We start from the raw sequence: 17809 nt of genomic DNA on the forward strand, positions 1-17809 counted from the left end.
AGCGTCGCATAGTACGCGGTATTGGCTGTGCGAGCGGATGCCGCCTCCTTCCCTTCAGGAGACTTCTATGGTCAGCGCTCTTAACTCCGCCTTCCGCAGCCTCGGCAAAGCCGCTGCCCAATTCGCCTGGTGGATCGCCGCCTTCTGGGTTGTCGCACTGATCGCCCTGAACGTCGGGTTTCCCCAGCTGGAGCGGGTCATTGCCGAAAACTCCGCAGCATTCATACCGGAGAGCAACCAGGCCAGTATCGCTATCACAGAAATGTCACGTGACTTCGGAAACCCAGACTCCTCGGCGGTGGGTTTCTTCGTCATGGCAAGCGACGAAGGTTTCGGCGATGCCGAGCGCGCCTATTACAACCAGCTCGCGCAGCGCCTCCTCGACACCCCTGAACATGTGGCGTACATCCTTGATCTGCAGACCACGCCCGAAGCGCGCGAGCTTACTACTAGCGCAGACGGCAAGGCAGTCACACTCATGACCGTTCTACACGGGGACAATGGGACAACCGAAGCGACCCAAGCTACCAATGCGGTGCGAGATATCGCGGCGTCACTCGACAAGCCCGAGGGCCTAGAGGTGAAGTTCAGCGGTCCGGTCGCGACGACGTCAGACCAGCTCCAGGCAGTCGAGCACAGCATGGCGGTGATCACCGGGGCCAGTGTCATTCTCATTAGTATCGCGCTCCTCTTCGCGTACCGGCGCACCTTCACTGTTGCCTTCGCACTGCTCATTCTCGGTTTTAGCCTCGGTCTCGCGCGGCCGGTGGTGGGGCTGCTCGGCGCAGGCGGCATCCTCGAGATGTCGATGTTCACCGCAGCACTGATGACTGCGCTCGTCATCGGAGCAGGTACCGACTACGCCGTATTCATCGTCGGCCGGTTTCATGAAGCGCGCCGGCGCGGACTCTCGCTGACTGACGCCATCGGCGATGCCATTGGGGGCATATCACCGGTCATCATCGCGTCCGGACTCACAATCGCCGCGGCATGCATGGCGATGCTGTTCACGGAAGTTGGCATCTTCCGCACCGCTGGACCGCCCATCGCGGTGGGCATTCTGGTGTCGCTCGTGGTTTCACTTACGCTTGGACCGGCGCTGCTCGCGATTCTCGGTCGGCGCGGGCGCCTCGACCGGCGTAATACAGCAAGCACCTCAGAAAGCCGGTGGCGCCGCCTCGGCACGCGCGTGGTCCGCCACCCGCTGCCCGCTTTCTTTCTTTCCATCGCGGTAATGCTGCCGCTTGTTGCACTCGCGTTCACCCATCAGACCAACTTCGACGAGTTCAGCGCTCAGCCTGCAGATTCCGAAAGTAACCAGGGCTACCAACTCGCGAGCAAACACTTTCCGAACAATGAACTTCTGCCGGAATACATCATCGTGCGCTCCGACCACGACATGCGGAACACGGCGGACCTCGCTGCGCTCGAACTCATCGCGCAATCCGTGGCTCATGTCGACGGAGTAACCGTCGTACGGTCGATTACCCGTCCCGACGGCACGCCGCTCCCCGCGGCTTCGCTGGGGTACCAGGCCGGGGTCGTGGCAGACGGACTCACGGAGGCATCCAGCCGGATAGCGGCATCACGCCCCGATCTGCTCCTCCTTGCTCAGGGAACCACCGAGTTGGCTGAGGGCGCAGGTTTGGCGAATCAGCGCATTCCCGAACTCGTCGCGGGTACGGACGAAGTCACCGCGCTCGCACATGATGTCCTGACGACGGTCGACCTGCTTGAAGTGACAATCAGCGAAGCTTCCGGCGGTGACATGGACCTTCGCGGCGCCGTCAGCGAACTCCACACGACGGCCTCGGCACTCTCCGGAATCTCTGCGCTACTGACCGAAAATGTCGCAACAGTTTCCAGTGCGTCGACCGCGCTCGCCACCGTCTTCGGTCCCGCGCTGAACGGCGACTGCGGTGACACCGTTGGATGCAGCGCGATGCAAGCCGCGCTGCGCGGGGTCGACGACGTGACCGGCGGTGCCGCATCCCAGGCACTGCGGTCAGCGATAGCAGCAGGTCCCGGCCTGCGAGACTCAGCGGCACAAATGTCCGCGCTCGCCGGGCGAATGCACCAGGTAGCCGACCAGTTCGGCGCTTCCCTCGACAACCTAGCCGCCCAAGGCTCAACCGCAGGCGCACGTGAACGCCTCAGCCAACTCACCGACGGCGTCCGCGAGCTCGCGGACGGTATCGCCGCGCTTGCTGACGGCGCACGCGAGATAGCAGCCGGTACCCAACGGATACCGGGAACGCTCGACGAACTCGCCGAAGGGCTCCAGCTCGCGACAGACCACCTCGGCGGAATGCACGCGCATGCCCTCAACGGGCCTGGCTCGGGCTTCTATCTGCCGGAGTTCGCGCTCAGTGATCCTCGCTTCGTCACGGCCAGTCAGTTTTTTCTGTCGCCCGACGGGAAGACAGCACGCATGGTCGTGCTGACGGAAGGAAGTGTGCTGACTCGCGAGTCGTTCGACCGAATCGACGCGATGCGAGCAGCCGCAAAAGCTGCCACCGACAACACGGTGCTCGCCGACGCCGACATCACATCAACCAGCTTTGCGGCTGTTTACAGCGACATGGAAGGCGAAATCAACCGGGACTTCATGCTGGTCGCGCTCACTGCGCTCGCTGCGGTGACGCTGATCCTCATCGCGATGCTGCGCAGCGTCGTTGCACCCCTGGTAATCATGGTGTGGGCACTCGTCTCGTACATCGCGACGATCGGCATCGGGGTCGCTGTCTGGCAGCACATGCTCGGTATACCGTTGCACTGGTCGGTGATTCCGATTGCGTTCGTCGTTCTCGTCGGCGTCGGGGCCGACTACAGCATGCTGGTCATCACCCGTATCAGGGAAGAGTCCGCCGCGACGCTGCGGGGTGTACGCTCACGCAGCGGCGGGCTGGAACTTGGGGTGATCCGTGCGCTCGGCTCAACCGGCGGGGTGATTACGACAGCGGGAATCGTGTTCGCAGCGACAATGTTCGCACTGATGTCGGGCGGTCTATACCTGCTGGCGCAGCTTGGTTTTGTCGTCGGAATCGGCCTGATTCTCGACATCCTGCTTGTGCGTGCCGTGCTGGTGCCCTCCACATTGTTGCTGCTGGGGCGGCTTTCCTGGTGGCCTGCTAGAAGTTAACAAGAAACAGGTATAGAGAAAGGAGCACATGGCAGGCGAAAGCACAGTCCGGGTCGGCGTTCTCGCGGATCCGGGCATCGCTGCGCGGCTGGCGCACAGCGTCGAAGATGAGCTTCCCGGCCTTCTCCGGGAGCGGATTGACGGTGCGCACAGCTTCACCGTGGAAGTGGTTTCACACGCCGTCCCGTTAAGTCCGGAAGGCGAAATCGACCTCCGCGAGGCGGCGACAGAGACGGCTCGCGACAACGAGTGGGATCTCACCATCGTCGTGACGGAACTCCCCCGGCGGTCCGGCACACGGCCTCTTGTCGTCGACGCGGAACCTGCCCTGCAAGCCGCGATCGTGTCAGTGCCTGCTCTTGGTGTCATTCGGCTGCGGACGCGGGTCAGGGCCGCGATCGTGCGCGCCGCGGCAGAACTGCGAATGGCGAGAATACCATCGGCACCATCAGAGGACACTCGGGTGTTTCGGACATCGTCACGCGTCCTGGGACGTACCCGGCTGGTTCTGGGGATGATCCGGATCAACCGGCCGTGGCGGCTAGTACCCAGCCTGTCGACAGCGATGGCCGCGGCAGCCGCAGCCTCAGCGTTCGGCATCTTCTATTCGAGCATCTGGGAAATGGCTGTTTCACTCAGTCAGCTGCGGCTCGCATTCATTTCAGTCCTCGCGATTACCGCCATGGTCGCATGGCTCATTGTGTATAACCGCGTGTGGGAGCGCTCGTCCGCCTACCGCAGCAAGGGTCAGGCCACGCTGTACAACGTCGTGTCCGTCCTCTCAATCGGGACGGGGGTCGCCCTTATGTACGCGGCGCTTTACGTTGCGACGGTCGCGGCGTCGCTCACGGTTATTTCGGAAGATTTCCTTGGTACCACGCTGGGACGGCCAGCCCAGTTCAGCGACTACCTCGTCTTGTCCTGGCTTTCCGCGTCCCTCGGCACGGTGGCCGGTGCGCTCGGTTCAAGCGCCGAGGACGACGAGGACATCAAACGCGCAACGTTTGGGCACCGGGAGTGGGAGCGTCGCAAGGTGCGGTCTGAGACTAACGAGCCGGAAAACTGACCCGGTCAAGGTCGCTGGCCACAACGATGTCACCGCTGAACTCTCTGGCGGCTTCCTCACCGAATCGTTCGAAGCCGCCCGCGGTGTAACGCTCCGAAAAGTGTGTAAGGACCATCTTCCGCACTCCAGCTTCGGCCGCGATCTCACCAGCCTGGCGGGCAGTGAGGTGCCGGTACTTCGCGGCCAGCTCACTTTCAGACGACAGGAATGTTGCCTCGATGAGGAGCAGGTCAACACCGCGGGCCAGTGCGATCGCTTCGTCACACCACCCGGTGTCCATGACGATCGCGAATGACCGGCCCGGCTCGCGGACGCAGTAGTCATCGAGGTACAGCGTCTCGCCGTCCGGCAATGTCAGGGCGCCGCGTTCCTTCAGTTCACCAACCGGCGGGCCGGTCACCCCCTTCGCCGCGAGAGCCCCGGCGCGCATATGGACCCGTTCGGGCTCTTCCACCCGGTAGCCGTAGACGGGGATGCTGTGCCGCAGCGGCAAGGCGGTGACAAGTGGCTCACCGAATGGCGCTGGCGCCGGACCGGAAAGTGGCCGCGGCACGACCACACTCGTGGGCACGAACTCACTGGCCCAGCGGAGCTTTTCGAAGAAGGCTTCGCCCGCCGCGGGATACGCGATCTCGACCTCATGGGTGACGCCGTCGCGCGCGATGCGCTGGATGACACCAGGCAGCCCGAGGCAGTGGTCGCCGTGGAAATGGGTGATGCACACCCGAGTGATGTCGTTCGCGGACAGTCCCGAACACAGCATCTGCTGCTGTGTGCCTTCACCTGGGTCGAACAATATGCCTTGCGCACCCCATCGCAGAAAGTAGCCGTTGTGGTTGCGCTGACGCGTCGGTACCGCACTTGCGGTACCGAGCACGAAAAGTTCCCTGGGCGACACGCTGAAAGCTCTCGTGCCGGGCGAGTCAGCCGAGGATGTCGCGGCGCACGATCGTCTGGTCGCGGCCGGGCCCCACACCGATGCACGAGATGTGTGCACCCGAGAGTTCCTCGAGCCGCAGTACGTAATTCTGCGCGTTCTTCGGGAGGTCTTCGAAGCGGCGTGCCTGCGAGACGTCTTCCCACCAGCCCGGCATCTCTTCGTAGATCGGCTTGGCGTGGTGGATGCCCGTCTGCGTCATGGGCATTTCGTCGCAGCGTTCCCCGTCGACGTGGTAGCCGACGCAGATCGGCACCGTCTCGAGCCCAGACAGCACATCCAGCTTGGTGAGGAAGTAATCCGTAATCCCGTTGACACGCGTCGCGTAGCGGGCGATGACAGCGTCGAACCAGCCGCAGCGCCGGGCGCGGCCGGTTGTCACGCCGACTTCGCCACCGTGCTTGGCGAGGTACTCACCGAACTCGTCGAATAGCTCTGTCGGGAACGGGCCGGAACCCACACGTGTCGTGTACGCCTTGAGGATGCCCAGCACCGTGGTGATCTTGGTCGGCCCGATACCCGAACCGACTGCCGCACCACCCGCGGTCGGGTTCGAGGACGTGACGAAGGGATAGGTGCCGTGGTCGACGTCGAGCATCGTGCCCTGTGAACCTTCGAGGAGCACGATCTCGTCGCGCCCAAGCGCCTGATCGAGCAGCAGACGAGTGTCAGCGATCCGGTGTTTGAAGCCTTGTGCCTGCTCGAGCACACCGTCGACGACCTGATCTGGATCCAGAGCCCGGCGGTTGTAGATCTTGGTCAGAATCTGGTTCTTCACCTCGAGTGCGGCCTCGACCTTGCGGCGGAGGATGCTCTCATCGAGCACATCCTGTGCTCGCACGCCCACCCGGGCAATCTTGTCCTGGTAGCACGGCCCGATACCCCGGCCCGTGGTACCGATCTTCCGGTTGCCGAGGAATCGCTCCGTCACCTTGTCGATCGCGACGTGATAGGGCATGAGCAGATGCGAATCCGCGGAGATCAGCAGCCGGGACGTGTCGACGTCCCGCTTTTCCAAACCGGAAAGCTCCTCGAGCAGCACCGCGGGATCGACGACGACACCGTTGCCGATAACGTTCGTGACACCAGGCGTGAGGATTCCGGACGGAATGAGGTGCAGCGCGAAGTGGTCACCATTCGGCAATACGACCGTGTGCCCCGCGTTGTTGCCCCCTTGGTAGCGGACCACCCATTGGACCCGCTCCCCGAGCAGGTCCGTTGCTTTGCCCTTACCTTCGTCACCCCACTGGGCGCCGATCAGGACGATTGCCGGCATTCCCTCACTCCTGTTGTTAGCATCTGGCTGCTGCCACGGCCCGCCGCTTCCCGGTCAGGCATTAAGGTCGTTATTCGCACACAACCAGACGTCAACCTTATCCCAGGAGTGCGTGTTGACCATTGTTGTCCTCGCATGCGGCGAAGTACCCGTCCCTGCAAACCTATCGGCGCTGCCGCATCATGCGCTCGACACGGTACCAGGGCGGGCAGCGATTGACCCACTGATCGCCGACGCCAGCCGATTCATCGTCGCCGGGAACGACGCGGCGTTCGCGGCCGTCGTCACCCGGCTGATGCGCCGCGAACGGCTCGACGTCGAAGTCGCCTACGTGGCGCCCCGGCGGACTCCTGCGACACGGCGCTATGGTCTGCCAATAGGTACTCGCGCCGCAGCGCTGGCTCTCACTGGAGAGGCGCACAAGCTGCCACTCATCCGCGATGATGCGGGAATAGCACTTGTCGGCCAGGCCAGCGTGTCTGGCCCGCATGGCGCCGAACTGTTCGGTGAGGCGTACGTCGACGATACTCGGCTATTCCTGGGCGAGATCGCTGGTGTAGAGATCCACCCCACCGCCGAGATGCCTGGGTTAAGGGCTTGTGTCGTCCGGAACCGGCTGATGCGCCGCCGCTGGGTCGCTGGACGCGCCATCCAGATGGGCGCCCACGAACTGGCCTTAGTGCGCGATGGTGTTCCGCATCCACGCATCGTGACTCGCTCCACGTTCTACCGCCACACGGAGGCGCTGCGCCTGGTCCTGCCTACCAAGTGACGGTCTCCTCGCACTGCTTCGTTTCCCCAGGCGAGTCGATTTGCACCGTCGCGTGGTCGAGGCCATAGCTGCCGAGCAGCTCCTTCGCTGCGCGAAGCACAGCCTGGTTATACGAGCGGGTCGTCAAGTGCACGGTAACCACATCCATCCCGGTCGTCAGGGTCCAGACGTGCAGGTCGTGCACATCGTCGACACCGGGAAGTGCCCGCAAATCCGCCTCAAGCGCTGCGACGTCAACGGTCTCAGGTGATGCCTGAGTGAGAATGCGCAGCGCAGTGCGGGCGAGTGCCAGCGCCCGGGGCACAATCCACAGCGAAATCAGCACACCCACGACAACGTCCGCGTAGACCCAGCCGAACGACAGGGTAAGGATGCCCGCGACAAGAACGCCGACACTGCTCACCGCATCCGCAAGCACCTCCATGTAGGCGCCCTTCATCGCGATGCTCTCTTTCGAACCACTTCGCAGCAAGCCGAGGACGACGATGTTGGCCGCGAGCCCCGCGAGCGCAACGAGAATCAGTGGCAGTCCGGGCACTTCCGGGGCGTCACCGATGCGGCCAATCGCTTCGATGAAGATGTAAACAGCGATCCCCATCAGCAGTGCGGCGTTGGCGACGGCAGTCAGCACCTCGGCGCGATGCCAGCCGAACGTCCGTCCAGGCTTGCGGCTGCCGCGGTGGGCGAGCATCAGGGCCGTCACACCCATCAGCAGCGCAACCACATCGGTCAGCATGTGGCCCGCGTCCGCGATCAGCGCGAGCGAGTTGATGAGCAGACCGACAGTGAGTTCGAGCGCCAGGAAAACCACGAGAATCGCGAGACCGATGAGCATCCGGCGAATCCGTGCACGGGTCGGCTTTTCTGCGGTTCCCCCGCTCCCGAGCCCGTGCCCGTGGCCGTGTCCGGCACCCATGCAGCCTCCTCTGTCGCGGTTCAGATCTTGACCCAAGTATGCACAGATGCGCATTAATTTATCAATGCTAGGGTGCTAGGCGTCACTACGCGGCCCAAAACGACATTGAGACCAGGGAAGCCCCCTGCCGCGTCGTTTAGCGCTGCAGAGTGCGGAAAGGGACCGGACCCCTAGTCTGGCCTTTCCTCCGGCTCAACCGCGGGATGCGGGACGGTCGGCGGCAGCGTCGCAAGCGCCGAAATCCGCGACATTCCGGATACCTGGAAAAGGTCGACTAGCACGGAACGTGTCTGAGCCAGGACAACACCGGCGGAGAGGCCGCCATCTGCGACGATTTCGTGCTTGGCACGACGCGCCACCGTGCGCAGGCGCCGTGCGGCCTCCGCCTCGTCGGGGGGCTGACCAGGATCAGCAAGCACCATGCGGCGTACGACATCCGTCGCTTCGGCAAGTTCGCCAACCAGACGCACCATGTCGGGGTTCAGCGCCTCGCCGTCCTTGACGAGTGTCAGCGCGCGCCGCGTGAGGACGCGGATATTGCGCAACGCCGCATCGATAGGATCAGCGGTGTCTGCAAGCCGCTTGTGCCGCTCACGGGCACCCCAGTAGATGGGAGCGAGACGGCTGATATCCCGCCCGCCCTTGAGGTCAGACCGCAACTGGTCGATACCCGGCTGGGTGGCCCTCGCCTCCCGCAGCGCCTTTTCGAGGACGGCTTGGTCCATCCGTTCGAGGCCGTCCGCCACCTGATGCAACACGTTCCCCGCGACCGCGAGGAGTGCGCCCGCATCGCGCCGGGCGCGTCGCACGGGGTGGGTAGGAACGAGCGCAACCACGACCACACCCACCGCGCCGCCGATGAGGGCGTCGAGCATCCGCGTATAGCCGGCCTCATCGCCCGGCGGTATCAGTGTGACAACGAGGACGCCCGATATCGCCGCTTGCATAGTGATGATCGGCCCGCCATCTACCAGCACAGCCACCGCCATCGCGAGCCCGACGACAAGCGCAATCTGCCACGGCCCCGAACCGATCCACGTCACCAGAACATCGCCGACACCGATCCCGACGACCACACCGGCCAGCAGTTCGAAGACACGGCGAATCCGCGTTGCGAGCGTCAGCCCCAGTGATACGACCGCCGCGATCGGTGCGAAGAATGGCTGTGGATTGCCAACGATTTCCGTCGCGAACCACCACGCCAAGCCTGCCGCGATCGCGCATTGCAGGATCGGCACAGCCGAGAGCACAAACCTCCGCGCTGGGACGCGCAGGGGCCGCGGCAAGCGGGTCGCGACGCGCGTCGCGACCCGGCGAATCAGCCGATCCGCGTCGCTAATCGAGACCAAGGTGTCCGGCCGCTCGAGGGTCACAGTCTTCGAGCAGATCGAGGCAGCGCGCGTACTCTTCGTTCTCACCAATTCCCTGCGCTGCCCGCGCCAGCGCACCTACCGCACGAAGGAAGCCCTGGTTGCCCTCATGGCTCCACGGGACTGGCCCGAAGCCTTTCCAGCCATGCCGGCGCAACTGATCGAGACCGCGGTGGTATCCCGTACGAGCGAACGCATACGCCGTCACATTCTGCCCATTGTCGAGGGCGCGCTCAGCAAGCGCGGCCCACGCGATCGATGCAGACGGGTGCGCACCCGCGACCTGCTCTGGGTCCACATGGTTGAGCAGCTGCGATTCCGCCTCTTCGTCCCCAGGCAAGTACACCGGCTGCGGACCAAGAAGATCACCAAATGAAGTCATGCACTCATGCTATGCGCCTACTTCTCGGTGAACAGCAGCCAACTCGGCTCAGCCGGGTCGAGGTCGATGTGCTGGGGCCGCAGGCCGGTCGCTGCGAGGTCCGGAATGAGCGGAATGTAACGCACAAGACTTGACGCGAAAACGCTGACCCGCAGCCGATGGCCGGGTTTGAGCAGCGCGTCGGTGTGCCGCAGGTCGATGTCGAGAACGGTCCGCTCCCCCGGAACGACCGGCAGCCGTGACTCGCGGGTTAGTGGGTGCACCGCGTCGATGTAGTCGCCGTCCGGCGTGGTGGTGCTGCGCGCCTGATCGATGGCGCGCCGAGACGACACAAGGCCGCCACTGGTCACCGTGGTCGAGGTTCCGTCTGGCGCAACATCAGACACCGTGACGTGCCAGAACCCTTCGGGCGCGTCGTGCCTTGTCACCAGCCGCAAATTCATCGGCCCGGATATCTGGGTGGGCTGTGCGACCGGCGCCGTGGTGAAGGTGACGGCATCGCGTTCGGCCGTCCGTCCGTCTCGAGTGCACTGCGAACCCAGCAAGGCCAACAGGCCTGCCGTGCCGAGCGCGGAGTCGCGCGAACACACGTTTTCAACACCCGGAGCCACACTCAAACGGGCCTGGCCGCTTGCTGTCTCTCTCAGCGAGCCGTCGTGTGCGGAATGTCCCGCCGAACCGCTTGGCGCCGCATCCAGAAACAGCTTGCGGTACTCCGAGCCCGGGTGCGGGATCGACGTGGTCGTAACCCAGCCACCACCCATCTGATCCGACACCACCGGGCCGTAGTTGTCGATTCCGTTCGGCACCCCTCGAACCCAACGGTCGAACCACGCCCGCGCCAGCACATCCAGCCGCGGTGGCTGGCCCGCTTCTCCCATCCGCCAGCCTGGGTTAGCGTGATAGTTCTCCCCCATGACGAGCTTCTTGTGGGTGGGAGGCAATTGGAGCCGGTCGAAGATCCGCACCTGCCCGCGCGCAAAAATGTCCTGGTACGAGCCGAAAACGAAGGTCGGCACCTGGATCCGCTCAACTTGCGGATTTATGCCCGCGAAGAAGGGACCGTCATAAGCGGCGATACCTTCAGCCAGGAAGGTAGCTTCCAGGAATTCCTCGCCCAGCACGTATGGTTCAGCCATCCTGTCCGCAAGCCACGCTGGATCGAATTGACCCGTCAGCAACGCTTCGAGGGATGGCAGAAACTTGAGCGTGTTGACCAGGGTCAGCCACAGCGGCATGAAACCAATGCCGCCGGCGCCGCCGGTCATCACAATGTCGTGCGCGAGGTCCTCGGCCGGTTCCACCGCAAACACTGCTTTGAGTGACGGCGGGCGGTGTGAAGCCGCCTGCAGACCGTTGATCGCCGAGTACGAGATCCCCGCGATGGCAGCGTCGCCGTTGGACCACTCCTGCGCACTGATCCAGTCCAGAATCTCCACACTGTCCTGCTGCTCGCGCGCCTGCAACACCTGCCACACGCCCTGCGAGTAACCAGTGCCGCGAACGTCGGCGACGACCTGCACGTACCCGTTCTGGATGAGGTTGCGGTTGATTCCGAGCAGTCGCGCTCCACCGCCGAGCAGGACGCTCGCGACCTCTTCGACCCCGTCGAATGGGGTTCCTGTGAGGTCAGCGTCGCGAACCACGGCCTGCAGCAACGGGCCTAGCTCCGGGTGTTCGCTAATTGCGTCGACGAGCGTGTTGACAAGCCGGGTGTAGGGCGTGAGGTTGACCACCACCGGCAGCGGCTCATTGATCGGCTGGCCAGACGCATCCGCGGGACGGTAAACAGTGGCCCGGATCGTCACGCCGTCACTCATCGTGATCGGCACGTCTTCCTGCGCGACGATCGACGGGTACATCGGCGCAGCATCCGTGGTGCTACCCCACTCGGCGCCTGCTCGACCGCCATCGGCAGGCATCGCGGGCTGCGCCTGTGCGGGCACAACCGGAATGAGCAACGCCACGATGAGAAGCAAAGCCCCCCTGAGACTTACCGCAGTGACAACGCGCCGCACGCTCAGCCTTTCGCCGGGGATGCCACACGGTTCAGTCACAATTTGACGTCATAATGGCATCGATCACAGAAAAAGATAGCACGCGCTCTCTAATGACGGTTAACGAATGGCCCGACTATGTGGGCGAAATGCACTGACACTGTCGTGGGCCACCATGGCCTCGCCGTGCCCGAGAGCAGGCCCCGGTACGAGCAGCCGCAACATCACCCCCGGGGCCGGTGCCGATTCCCCCGCAAGGCCAAGGGATTCCGCGTCCGCACGGGAGTTCAGCCCGAAGCGCACGCCTGTGTCGGACACGAACACCGCGCTGCCCGCTGGCCTGCCCGCATCAGCGCTGCGAATCGCCACGGGATGGACGAACCTGCCGCCACCCGGCGCAACGTACACATCATCTGCGAGACCTTCCTCCGCTGCTGTCGGACTGACGCGAGCAACCATCCTGGAACCAGCGGGCACTGGGACCCCCGCACCAGCGAGAACAGACACTCGCCCGCCCTCGTCAGGCTGCCACGACAGGCAGATCACCGGGGCGTCTACCACTTCAGGCGCGCTGCGGGGGTAGGTCTGCACAGGTAATCCAGCGCCAGCCGGGACGTTTTTTAGCGCGTCCGGCGGAACGACAGGAATTTCCCCCGCACCGAGCGAATCCGCGAAGCGGATCAGATCAGCCACAGCCTCCCCCACCGGCTGCACGCCGTCACGCAGAACGACGTAGTGCTGCACGCGGTCCGCCTGAACTACCCGAACAACCGTGCCGACTTTGCGGCCGCTAAGAAAGGGGGAGGCCTCGCCGCTCGCCTGAATCACCGGCGGCGTAATCGGCGGTGCTTCGGGAATCGCGTTGAGCAGACCGGCGCTGACCATGTTCGGCCGCAGTCCCTCAAGCCCGAGTGCGCGTACCACCGCCAGGTCGGACAGATCGATTCGCGATCGCGCGCCGTTGTACACAAAGTAGTCCTGGCTGTCTCGGCGTACCAGCATGGCCTGGCTTCGGGTGAGCGCACGGGCCTGACCACCCGCGGGCGCGCCAACGACGACGGCGGTCCGCGGCGAATCACCGATGGTGTCGCACACAGTCCACGCGGAACCGTCAGACTCATCAACTCGCAGCGTCTGCGGTGCGCCAGGGATGCCCAGTAACGGGCCGCGCGGATACTTCGCCAAGTCATCTTCGCTGACGATCGACGGCTCGGCTGGGTCCTGCAGAATAAGCCGTGCAGAAGCCAGGTTCAGCACGGGGTGAAACGTGTCATCCACACGGACGAACATCGCGCCGGAATCCCGTCCGACAGCGATCACCGAGTCCTTGACCTTGTCTTGCGGCTTGAGAAGCGCGAGTATCCCCGCACCGCCGATACCCACCATCGCGAGTACCAGTCCCACCGCGAGCGCGCGGTTCTGAGAGCGCAGCGGATCTGCGAGCATGCGTGCATCCCGCCGGACAAGTGCATGCTCCATGCGCCGTAGAAGAAAGCGATACCCACTGATTTGGGTACGCGTCGTAACCTGGCCCGCCACCGTTCCTCCCCTGAACTTGCGGTTGACGCCCGCGAACCCCGATAATTCCCCCAAACGAGGCACGCTCGTAGCGAGGGTAGAACGCTGGGGGGCGATTTACCATTCGCGCAGGTCACTTGCCGTGGTGGCGGCGCCGAGCGCGAACGTGTGCCATAAGGGGGGAACATATGGACGCGCTCGTCGCGCGCCTCATCCGCAGAGCACCTCTGCGCAGCGTCGTCGCCGCGCAGGCCGCGGCGCTCAGCGTAGCGCTCGCAGCCGCACTCGCGGGGTGGTCGACGGCCGCTGTCGCCGCATCCGCCTGCGCCGCCGCGGGCGTGTGTTTCGTGACCTGGCGGGCCCGCCTCCTGATCGACCTGATACCGGGCGCCCTCGCCAGCCCGCTCACCGCGCCCGGTTCCGCGCATCTTCTGGACTTTCCGCTATCCGCGGTCACCAACACGACCGATCCGTACGCAACCCACCGCATCGGCGTGTGCTGTTCCGGCACGCAAGTTTCCGCCGCGCTCGAAGTCACCGTCGCGCCAATTGCTCCCACCGCGTTCGGCCGCGATTCCTATGCGGGAGCAGTCTCGCTGCCCGTGGAGCTACTGGGCGAGTTTCTGCACAAGCACAGCGAGACCCTGCACGGCATCGACATTGTCACCCACGGCTTCAAGAGCACGACTGCGCATGCCGCGGGCACCCCCTACGCCCGGCTCATCGCGCCGCTCCCAGCGGCGTCACACCGGAGCACGTGGCTGGTTATCACGGTCGACCTAGTGGCGGCGCAGAGCGAGATAGACCGCCGCGGCGGGGGTGTGCGGGCGGGCGCGCAACTGCTCGCGCTCGCGGCACTGCGGCTGCATCGGCACCTTGCGGCCAGGGGGTTTCGGTGCGGTCCACTGACCTCCAGTGAACTCCGCACCATTGAGCAGACAGCACCGCACTGGGACCACAGCTACGCAATCAGCGGCTCTGGACTGACAGCGGAACGGCTACTCCCCCTGTGGCAGCCGACAACCGCGCTGACAGCCCTCGCGGTGCAGGTACGCCGGGCCGAACCCGGCGCTGGGGCGCGCTTCACGCTGAGCGCAGTCGCCGGGCACGCGTCGCTGCGCGGCGTCAAGCCGTTTGCAGCTCCTGTCAGGGGCGCGGTGGCGCTTCCGCGCCGCAGCCCGGTTATCCAGCGGGCACTGCTACCACTCGGCGCACCTGACATCAGTCATCTTTCGGCGACGGCTGGCGCGCTGCTGTGCACGGCAGAAGAACTGCACGATCTGCATCTTCCTGCGTCCGGGTGCGGGCAGCTGATCGGCACCGACGCGAGTGGCCGCGCAGTCACCGTACCGATCGCGGCACCGTCGGTGTCGCGATGTGTGGTCTCCGGTCACATACAGCTGGCACAGCAAATCGTGCTTCGCGCGCTCGCGACGGGAGCTCAGGTTCGCGTCAGCACCAACCGTCCCCACGCGTGGTCTCAGCTAGTGCATCCGTCCGATCCGCAGCGCGCCACATTCGCGGATGAACCCTGGCAGCCGCGCACTGGCTCAGCGGCGCTGGCTGCACCGCGCTTATTTGTCATTGACGACGGCGAAGACGGCGACGGTGCGTGCGTCACCGCGCATGCAGGTGTGACTGTGCTCGAGGTCCGGGGTGTAGGCGCGCCACCACCGCGCGTCGAACCTGATGTCCGGATCGATCAGTCCTGGCAGACACCGAGCGAACTGCGCCTCACTATCGGCACCAAATCGATGCAGCTGACCGCAGTCATCCTCCCTGAGGAGCGCGATTACCTCACTCGGACGACGGCGGCTGGAGATCCCCCAGCTGGACAGGTTCTCGTACCCGCCGGGTAGCCTCCGAGCGGGCCTGCAACTGATCGTTGGGCGGGTAATCGACGGCCCGCAAACTCAAACCGTGCGCCGGAGCGACAGTGACTGCACTCGATCGCTCGCGCTGCGTGACCAGTCCAGCAATCCAGTCCGGGTCGCGGCGCCCCTCCCCCACAGCCAGCAGCGCGCCGACCAGGCTGCGAACCATCGACCAGCAAAATGCATCCGCGCTGACGTATGCGATATGCAGGTCGCCCCGCTGCTCCCATTCAAGACGCTGGATCTCCCGCACAGTCGTCGCGCCTTCCCGGTGACGGCAGAATGCAGCGAAGTCATGCAGACCGACGAGATGCTGCGCGGCACGCGCGATGCGTTCGGTGTCGAGGCTGCGCGGCCAGGCGAGAGTATCGCGAGCTCGCACCGGGTCCGCGCCATACGGCGCGGTAGTGATTCGATACTGGTAGTGGCGCCGCAGAGCTGAGAACCGCGCATCGAAACCCGGCGGCGCCACAGTGATGTTTGTGATCCGGACGTCGACGGGCAGGAGCCGCGCGAATCGCCGCACCAGGCGCGGCAGGTCGTCCGGCACCGCGTCAGCCGGAACATCCGCGTGGGCCACTTGGCCTGCGGCATGCACGCCCGCATCAGTACGTCCAGCGCACGTGAGTTCGGTGCGGGTGCGCAGCACCAGTGACAGTGCTTCTTCGAGCACGCCCGCCACGGTGCGCTGGTCACGCTGGCGTGCCCAGCCTGCGAAGTCGGTACCGTCGTAAGCGATGTCGAGACGCAGCCGCACAGCGGAAAGCCCGCCACCCCCAGCATTTGGGGAGGCGGGCTTTCCTTCCTGAAACTCTTCAGGTGTCACGCCGAGTCAGTCCTACTTGGACTCGCCGGACTCAGTTGCCTCGGCAGCCTCGTTGGCGTCAGCGGCGGTAGCGTTCTGGTCCTCGATCGCGTCCTCAACCGCTTCAGCATTCTCGACAGCCGCATCGTCGGCTGCTTCGATCGCTTCCTCGGCAGGGTTCTCGACCACAGGTGTCTCGGCGGCCTCAGCAGCAGGCTCAGCCTGTGAGGCGGCAACGCGACGGGCGCGGTCAGCCTCGGAGGTTACAGTCTGCTCCCGCACCAGCTCGATCACTGCCATGGGGGCGTTGTCGCCCTTGCGCGGCAGCGTCTTGACGATGCGCGTGTAGCCACCGTTGCGCTCCGCGAAGTGGGGACCAATCTCCGCGAAGAGCTTGTGAACGATGTCTTTGTCACGGATGATCTTCAGCACCTCGCGACGGTGAGCCAGGCCACCCTTCTTCGCGTGGGTGACGATCTTCTCCGCGAACGGACGCAGCCGCCGGGCTTTGGCCTCGGTGGTGGTGATGCGGCCATGCTCGAACAAAGATGTTGCGAGGTTCGCCAGCATCAGCTTCTGATGCGAGGCAGAGCCGCCAAGGCGCGGCCCCTTGGTGGGCTTGGGCATGGTGATGCTCCTCTAGTATCGCCCGACCCGGTCAGTCCACCGAGGGCGGGAGAAAGTGGATTTACAGCTGTTCTGTTTCGGCGTAGTCCTGCTCGGCGGAGTAATCGCCTTCGCCGTCAGCATCGGTGTCGCGCCAGGTGCCGGTAGCGGCGTCGTAACCCGCAACCGCCGAAGGATCGAACGGTCCAGGGCTGTCCTTGAGAGACAGGCCGAGGGTGTGAAGCTTGACCTTCACCTCGTCAATGGACTTCTGGCCGAAGTTGCGGATGTCAAGGAGGTCTGACTCGGTGCGGCCAACAAGCTCGCCAACCGTGTGCACGCCTTCGCGCTTGAGGCAGTTGTAGGAGCGAACGGTGAGGTCGAGCTGCTCGATCGGCATTGCATAGGCAGCGATGTGATCCGCTTCCTGTGGCGACGGCCCGATCTCGATGCCTTCAGACTCGACGTTCAGCTCACGGCACAGGCCGAACAGCTCAACAAGGGTCTTGCCAGCCGACGCCACGGCGTCACGCGGGCTGATCGAGTTCTTCGTCTCGACATCGACAATCAGACGATCGAAGTCGGTGCGCTGCTCAACGCGAGTCGCCTCGACCTTGTACGTCACCTTGAGCACCGGAGAGTAGATCGCGTCCATCGGGATGCGGCCGATCTCGGCGCCGGTCGCCTTGTTCTGCAGCGCGGGAACGTAGCCGCGGCCACGTTCGACCACGAGCTCGATCTCCAAACGGCCCTTGTCGTTGAGGGTCGCGATGTGCAGGTCAGGGTTATGCACTTCCACGCCAGCAGGCGGAACGATGTCACCAGCGGTGACAACACCGGGGCCTTGCTTGCGCACGTACATCGTCACCGGCTCGTCCTCTTCGGAGCTCACAACAAGGCTCTTCAGGTTGAGGATGATCTCGGTGACGTCCTCCTTCACACCAGGAACGGTGGTGAACTCGTGGAGAACACCGTCGATCCGGATGCTCGTCACTGCCGCGCCGGGGATCGACGACAGCAGCGTACGGCGAAGGGAGTTGCCGAGGGTGTAACCAAAACCGGGTTCGAGCGGCTCGATCATGAACCGTGACCGGTTGTCGGCGACGACGTCTTCAGTCAACTCGGGACGCTGAGAGATGAGCATGTGT

Annotated in this window: 14 protein-coding genes; 4 read left to right on the forward strand and 10 right to left on the reverse strand. The window is 64.4% G+C overall.

All coding sequences use genetic code 11. The annotated features are described in order from the left end of the window. Nucleotides 1–67: 67 nt before the first annotated feature. Complete coding sequence (locus tag ONR57_RS00905) at nt 68–3142, forward strand: RND family transporter (protein WP_265120933.1); 3075 nt, start codon at nt 68–70, stop codon at nt 3140–3142. A 28-nt stretch (nt 3143–3170) separates the two neighbouring features. Further along, entirely contained in the window at nt 3171–4208 is a 1038-nt protein-coding gene (locus ONR57_RS00910) for a hypothetical protein (protein WP_265120934.1), read from the forward strand. Here ONR57_RS00910 and ONR57_RS00915 read toward each other — a convergent pair. Together ONR57_RS00915 and ONR57_RS00920 are read right to left on the reverse strand one after the other, a co-directional pair. Next, a complete protein-coding gene (locus ONR57_RS00915) occupies nt 4189–5085 on the reverse strand; it encodes a ribonuclease Z (protein ID WP_308198626.1) in 897 nt (298 codons plus the stop codon). The two genes, ONR57_RS00910 and ONR57_RS00915, sit on opposite strands and share 20 nt — an antisense overlap. A 46-nt stretch (nt 5086–5131) precedes the next feature. Then, nucleotides 5132–6421 (reverse strand): adenylosuccinate synthase, encoded by a 1290-nt coding sequence (locus tag ONR57_RS00920; RefSeq protein WP_265120936.1) that lies wholly within the window; start codon nt 6419–6421, stop codon nt 5132–5134. Nucleotides 6422–6536: 115 nt separating this feature from the next. On the opposite strand from ONR57_RS00920, the gene ONR57_RS00925 reads away from it, so the two are divergent. Further along, nucleotides 6537–7193 (forward strand): hypothetical protein, encoded by a 657-nt coding sequence (locus tag ONR57_RS00925; protein WP_265120937.1) that lies wholly within the window; start codon nt 6537–6539, stop codon nt 7191–7193. On the opposite strand, the gene ONR57_RS00930 is transcribed toward ONR57_RS00925, so the two are convergent. From ONR57_RS00930 to eccB, 5 genes are all read right to left on the reverse strand, one after another. Then, nucleotides 7183–8109, reverse strand: a complete 927-nt coding sequence (locus ONR57_RS00930) for a cation diffusion facilitator family transporter (RefSeq protein ID WP_265120938.1) — start codon at nt 8107–8109, stop codon at nt 7183–7185. The genes ONR57_RS00925 and ONR57_RS00930 overlap by 11 nt on opposite strands. Nucleotides 8110–8279: 170 nt before the next feature. Further along, entirely contained in the window at nt 8280–9428 is a 1149-nt protein-coding gene (locus tag ONR57_RS00935; RefSeq protein WP_374116362.1) for an aromatic acid exporter family protein, read from the reverse strand. Between the two features lie 16 nt (nt 9429–9444). Then, entirely contained in the window at nt 9445–9861 is a 417-nt protein-coding gene (locus tag ONR57_RS00940) for a DUF3151 domain-containing protein (protein WP_265120939.1), read from the reverse strand. Nucleotides 9862–9878: 17 nt separating this feature from the next. Further along, on the reverse strand, nt 9879–11783 hold the full coding sequence (locus ONR57_RS00945; protein WP_374116363.1) for a CocE/NonD family hydrolase: 1905 nt from the start codon (nt 11781–11783) through the stop codon (nt 9879–9881). 195 nt (nt 11784–11978) lie between these two features. Continuing rightward, a complete protein-coding gene (eccB, locus tag ONR57_RS00950; protein ID WP_308198627.1) occupies nt 11979–13460 on the reverse strand; it encodes a type VII secretion protein EccB in 1482 nt (493 codons plus the stop codon). A 104-nt stretch (nt 13461–13564) separates the two neighbouring features. Here eccB and ONR57_RS00955 point away from each other — a divergent pair, with 104 nt between their 5' ends. Then, the gene (locus ONR57_RS00955) at nt 13565–15235 is read left to right on the forward strand and encodes a type VII secretion protein EccE (RefSeq protein WP_265120942.1); all 1671 of its coding nucleotides are present in this window, start codon (nt 13565–13567) and stop codon (nt 15233–15235) included. Here ONR57_RS00955 and truA read toward each other — a convergent pair. The 3 genes from truA to ONR57_RS00970 all read right to left on the reverse strand — a co-directional run bounded on the left by truA (nt 15174) and on the right by ONR57_RS00970 (nt 17805). Beyond that, entirely contained in the window at nt 15174–16001 is an 828-nt protein-coding gene (gene truA, locus ONR57_RS00960; protein WP_279347325.1) for a tRNA pseudouridine(38-40) synthase TruA, read from the reverse strand. The genes ONR57_RS00955 and truA overlap by 62 nt on opposite strands. Nucleotides 16002–16088: 87 nt before the next feature. Next, a complete protein-coding gene (gene rplQ / locus ONR57_RS00965) occupies nt 16089–16682 on the reverse strand; it encodes a 50S ribosomal protein L17 (protein WP_265120943.1) in 594 nt (197 codons plus the stop codon). Between the two features lie 61 nt (nt 16683–16743). Beyond that, nucleotides 16744–17805, reverse strand: a complete 1062-nt coding sequence (locus ONR57_RS00970) for a DNA-directed RNA polymerase subunit alpha (protein WP_265120944.1) — start codon at nt 17803–17805, stop codon at nt 16744–16746. Nucleotides 17806–17809: the final 4 nt, after the last annotated feature.

This window comes from Hoyosella sp. YIM 151337, assembly GCF_026041215.1.
In the GTDB taxonomy this organism is placed as follows: domain Bacteria; phylum Actinomycetota; class Actinomycetes; order Mycobacteriales; family Mycobacteriaceae; genus Hoyosella.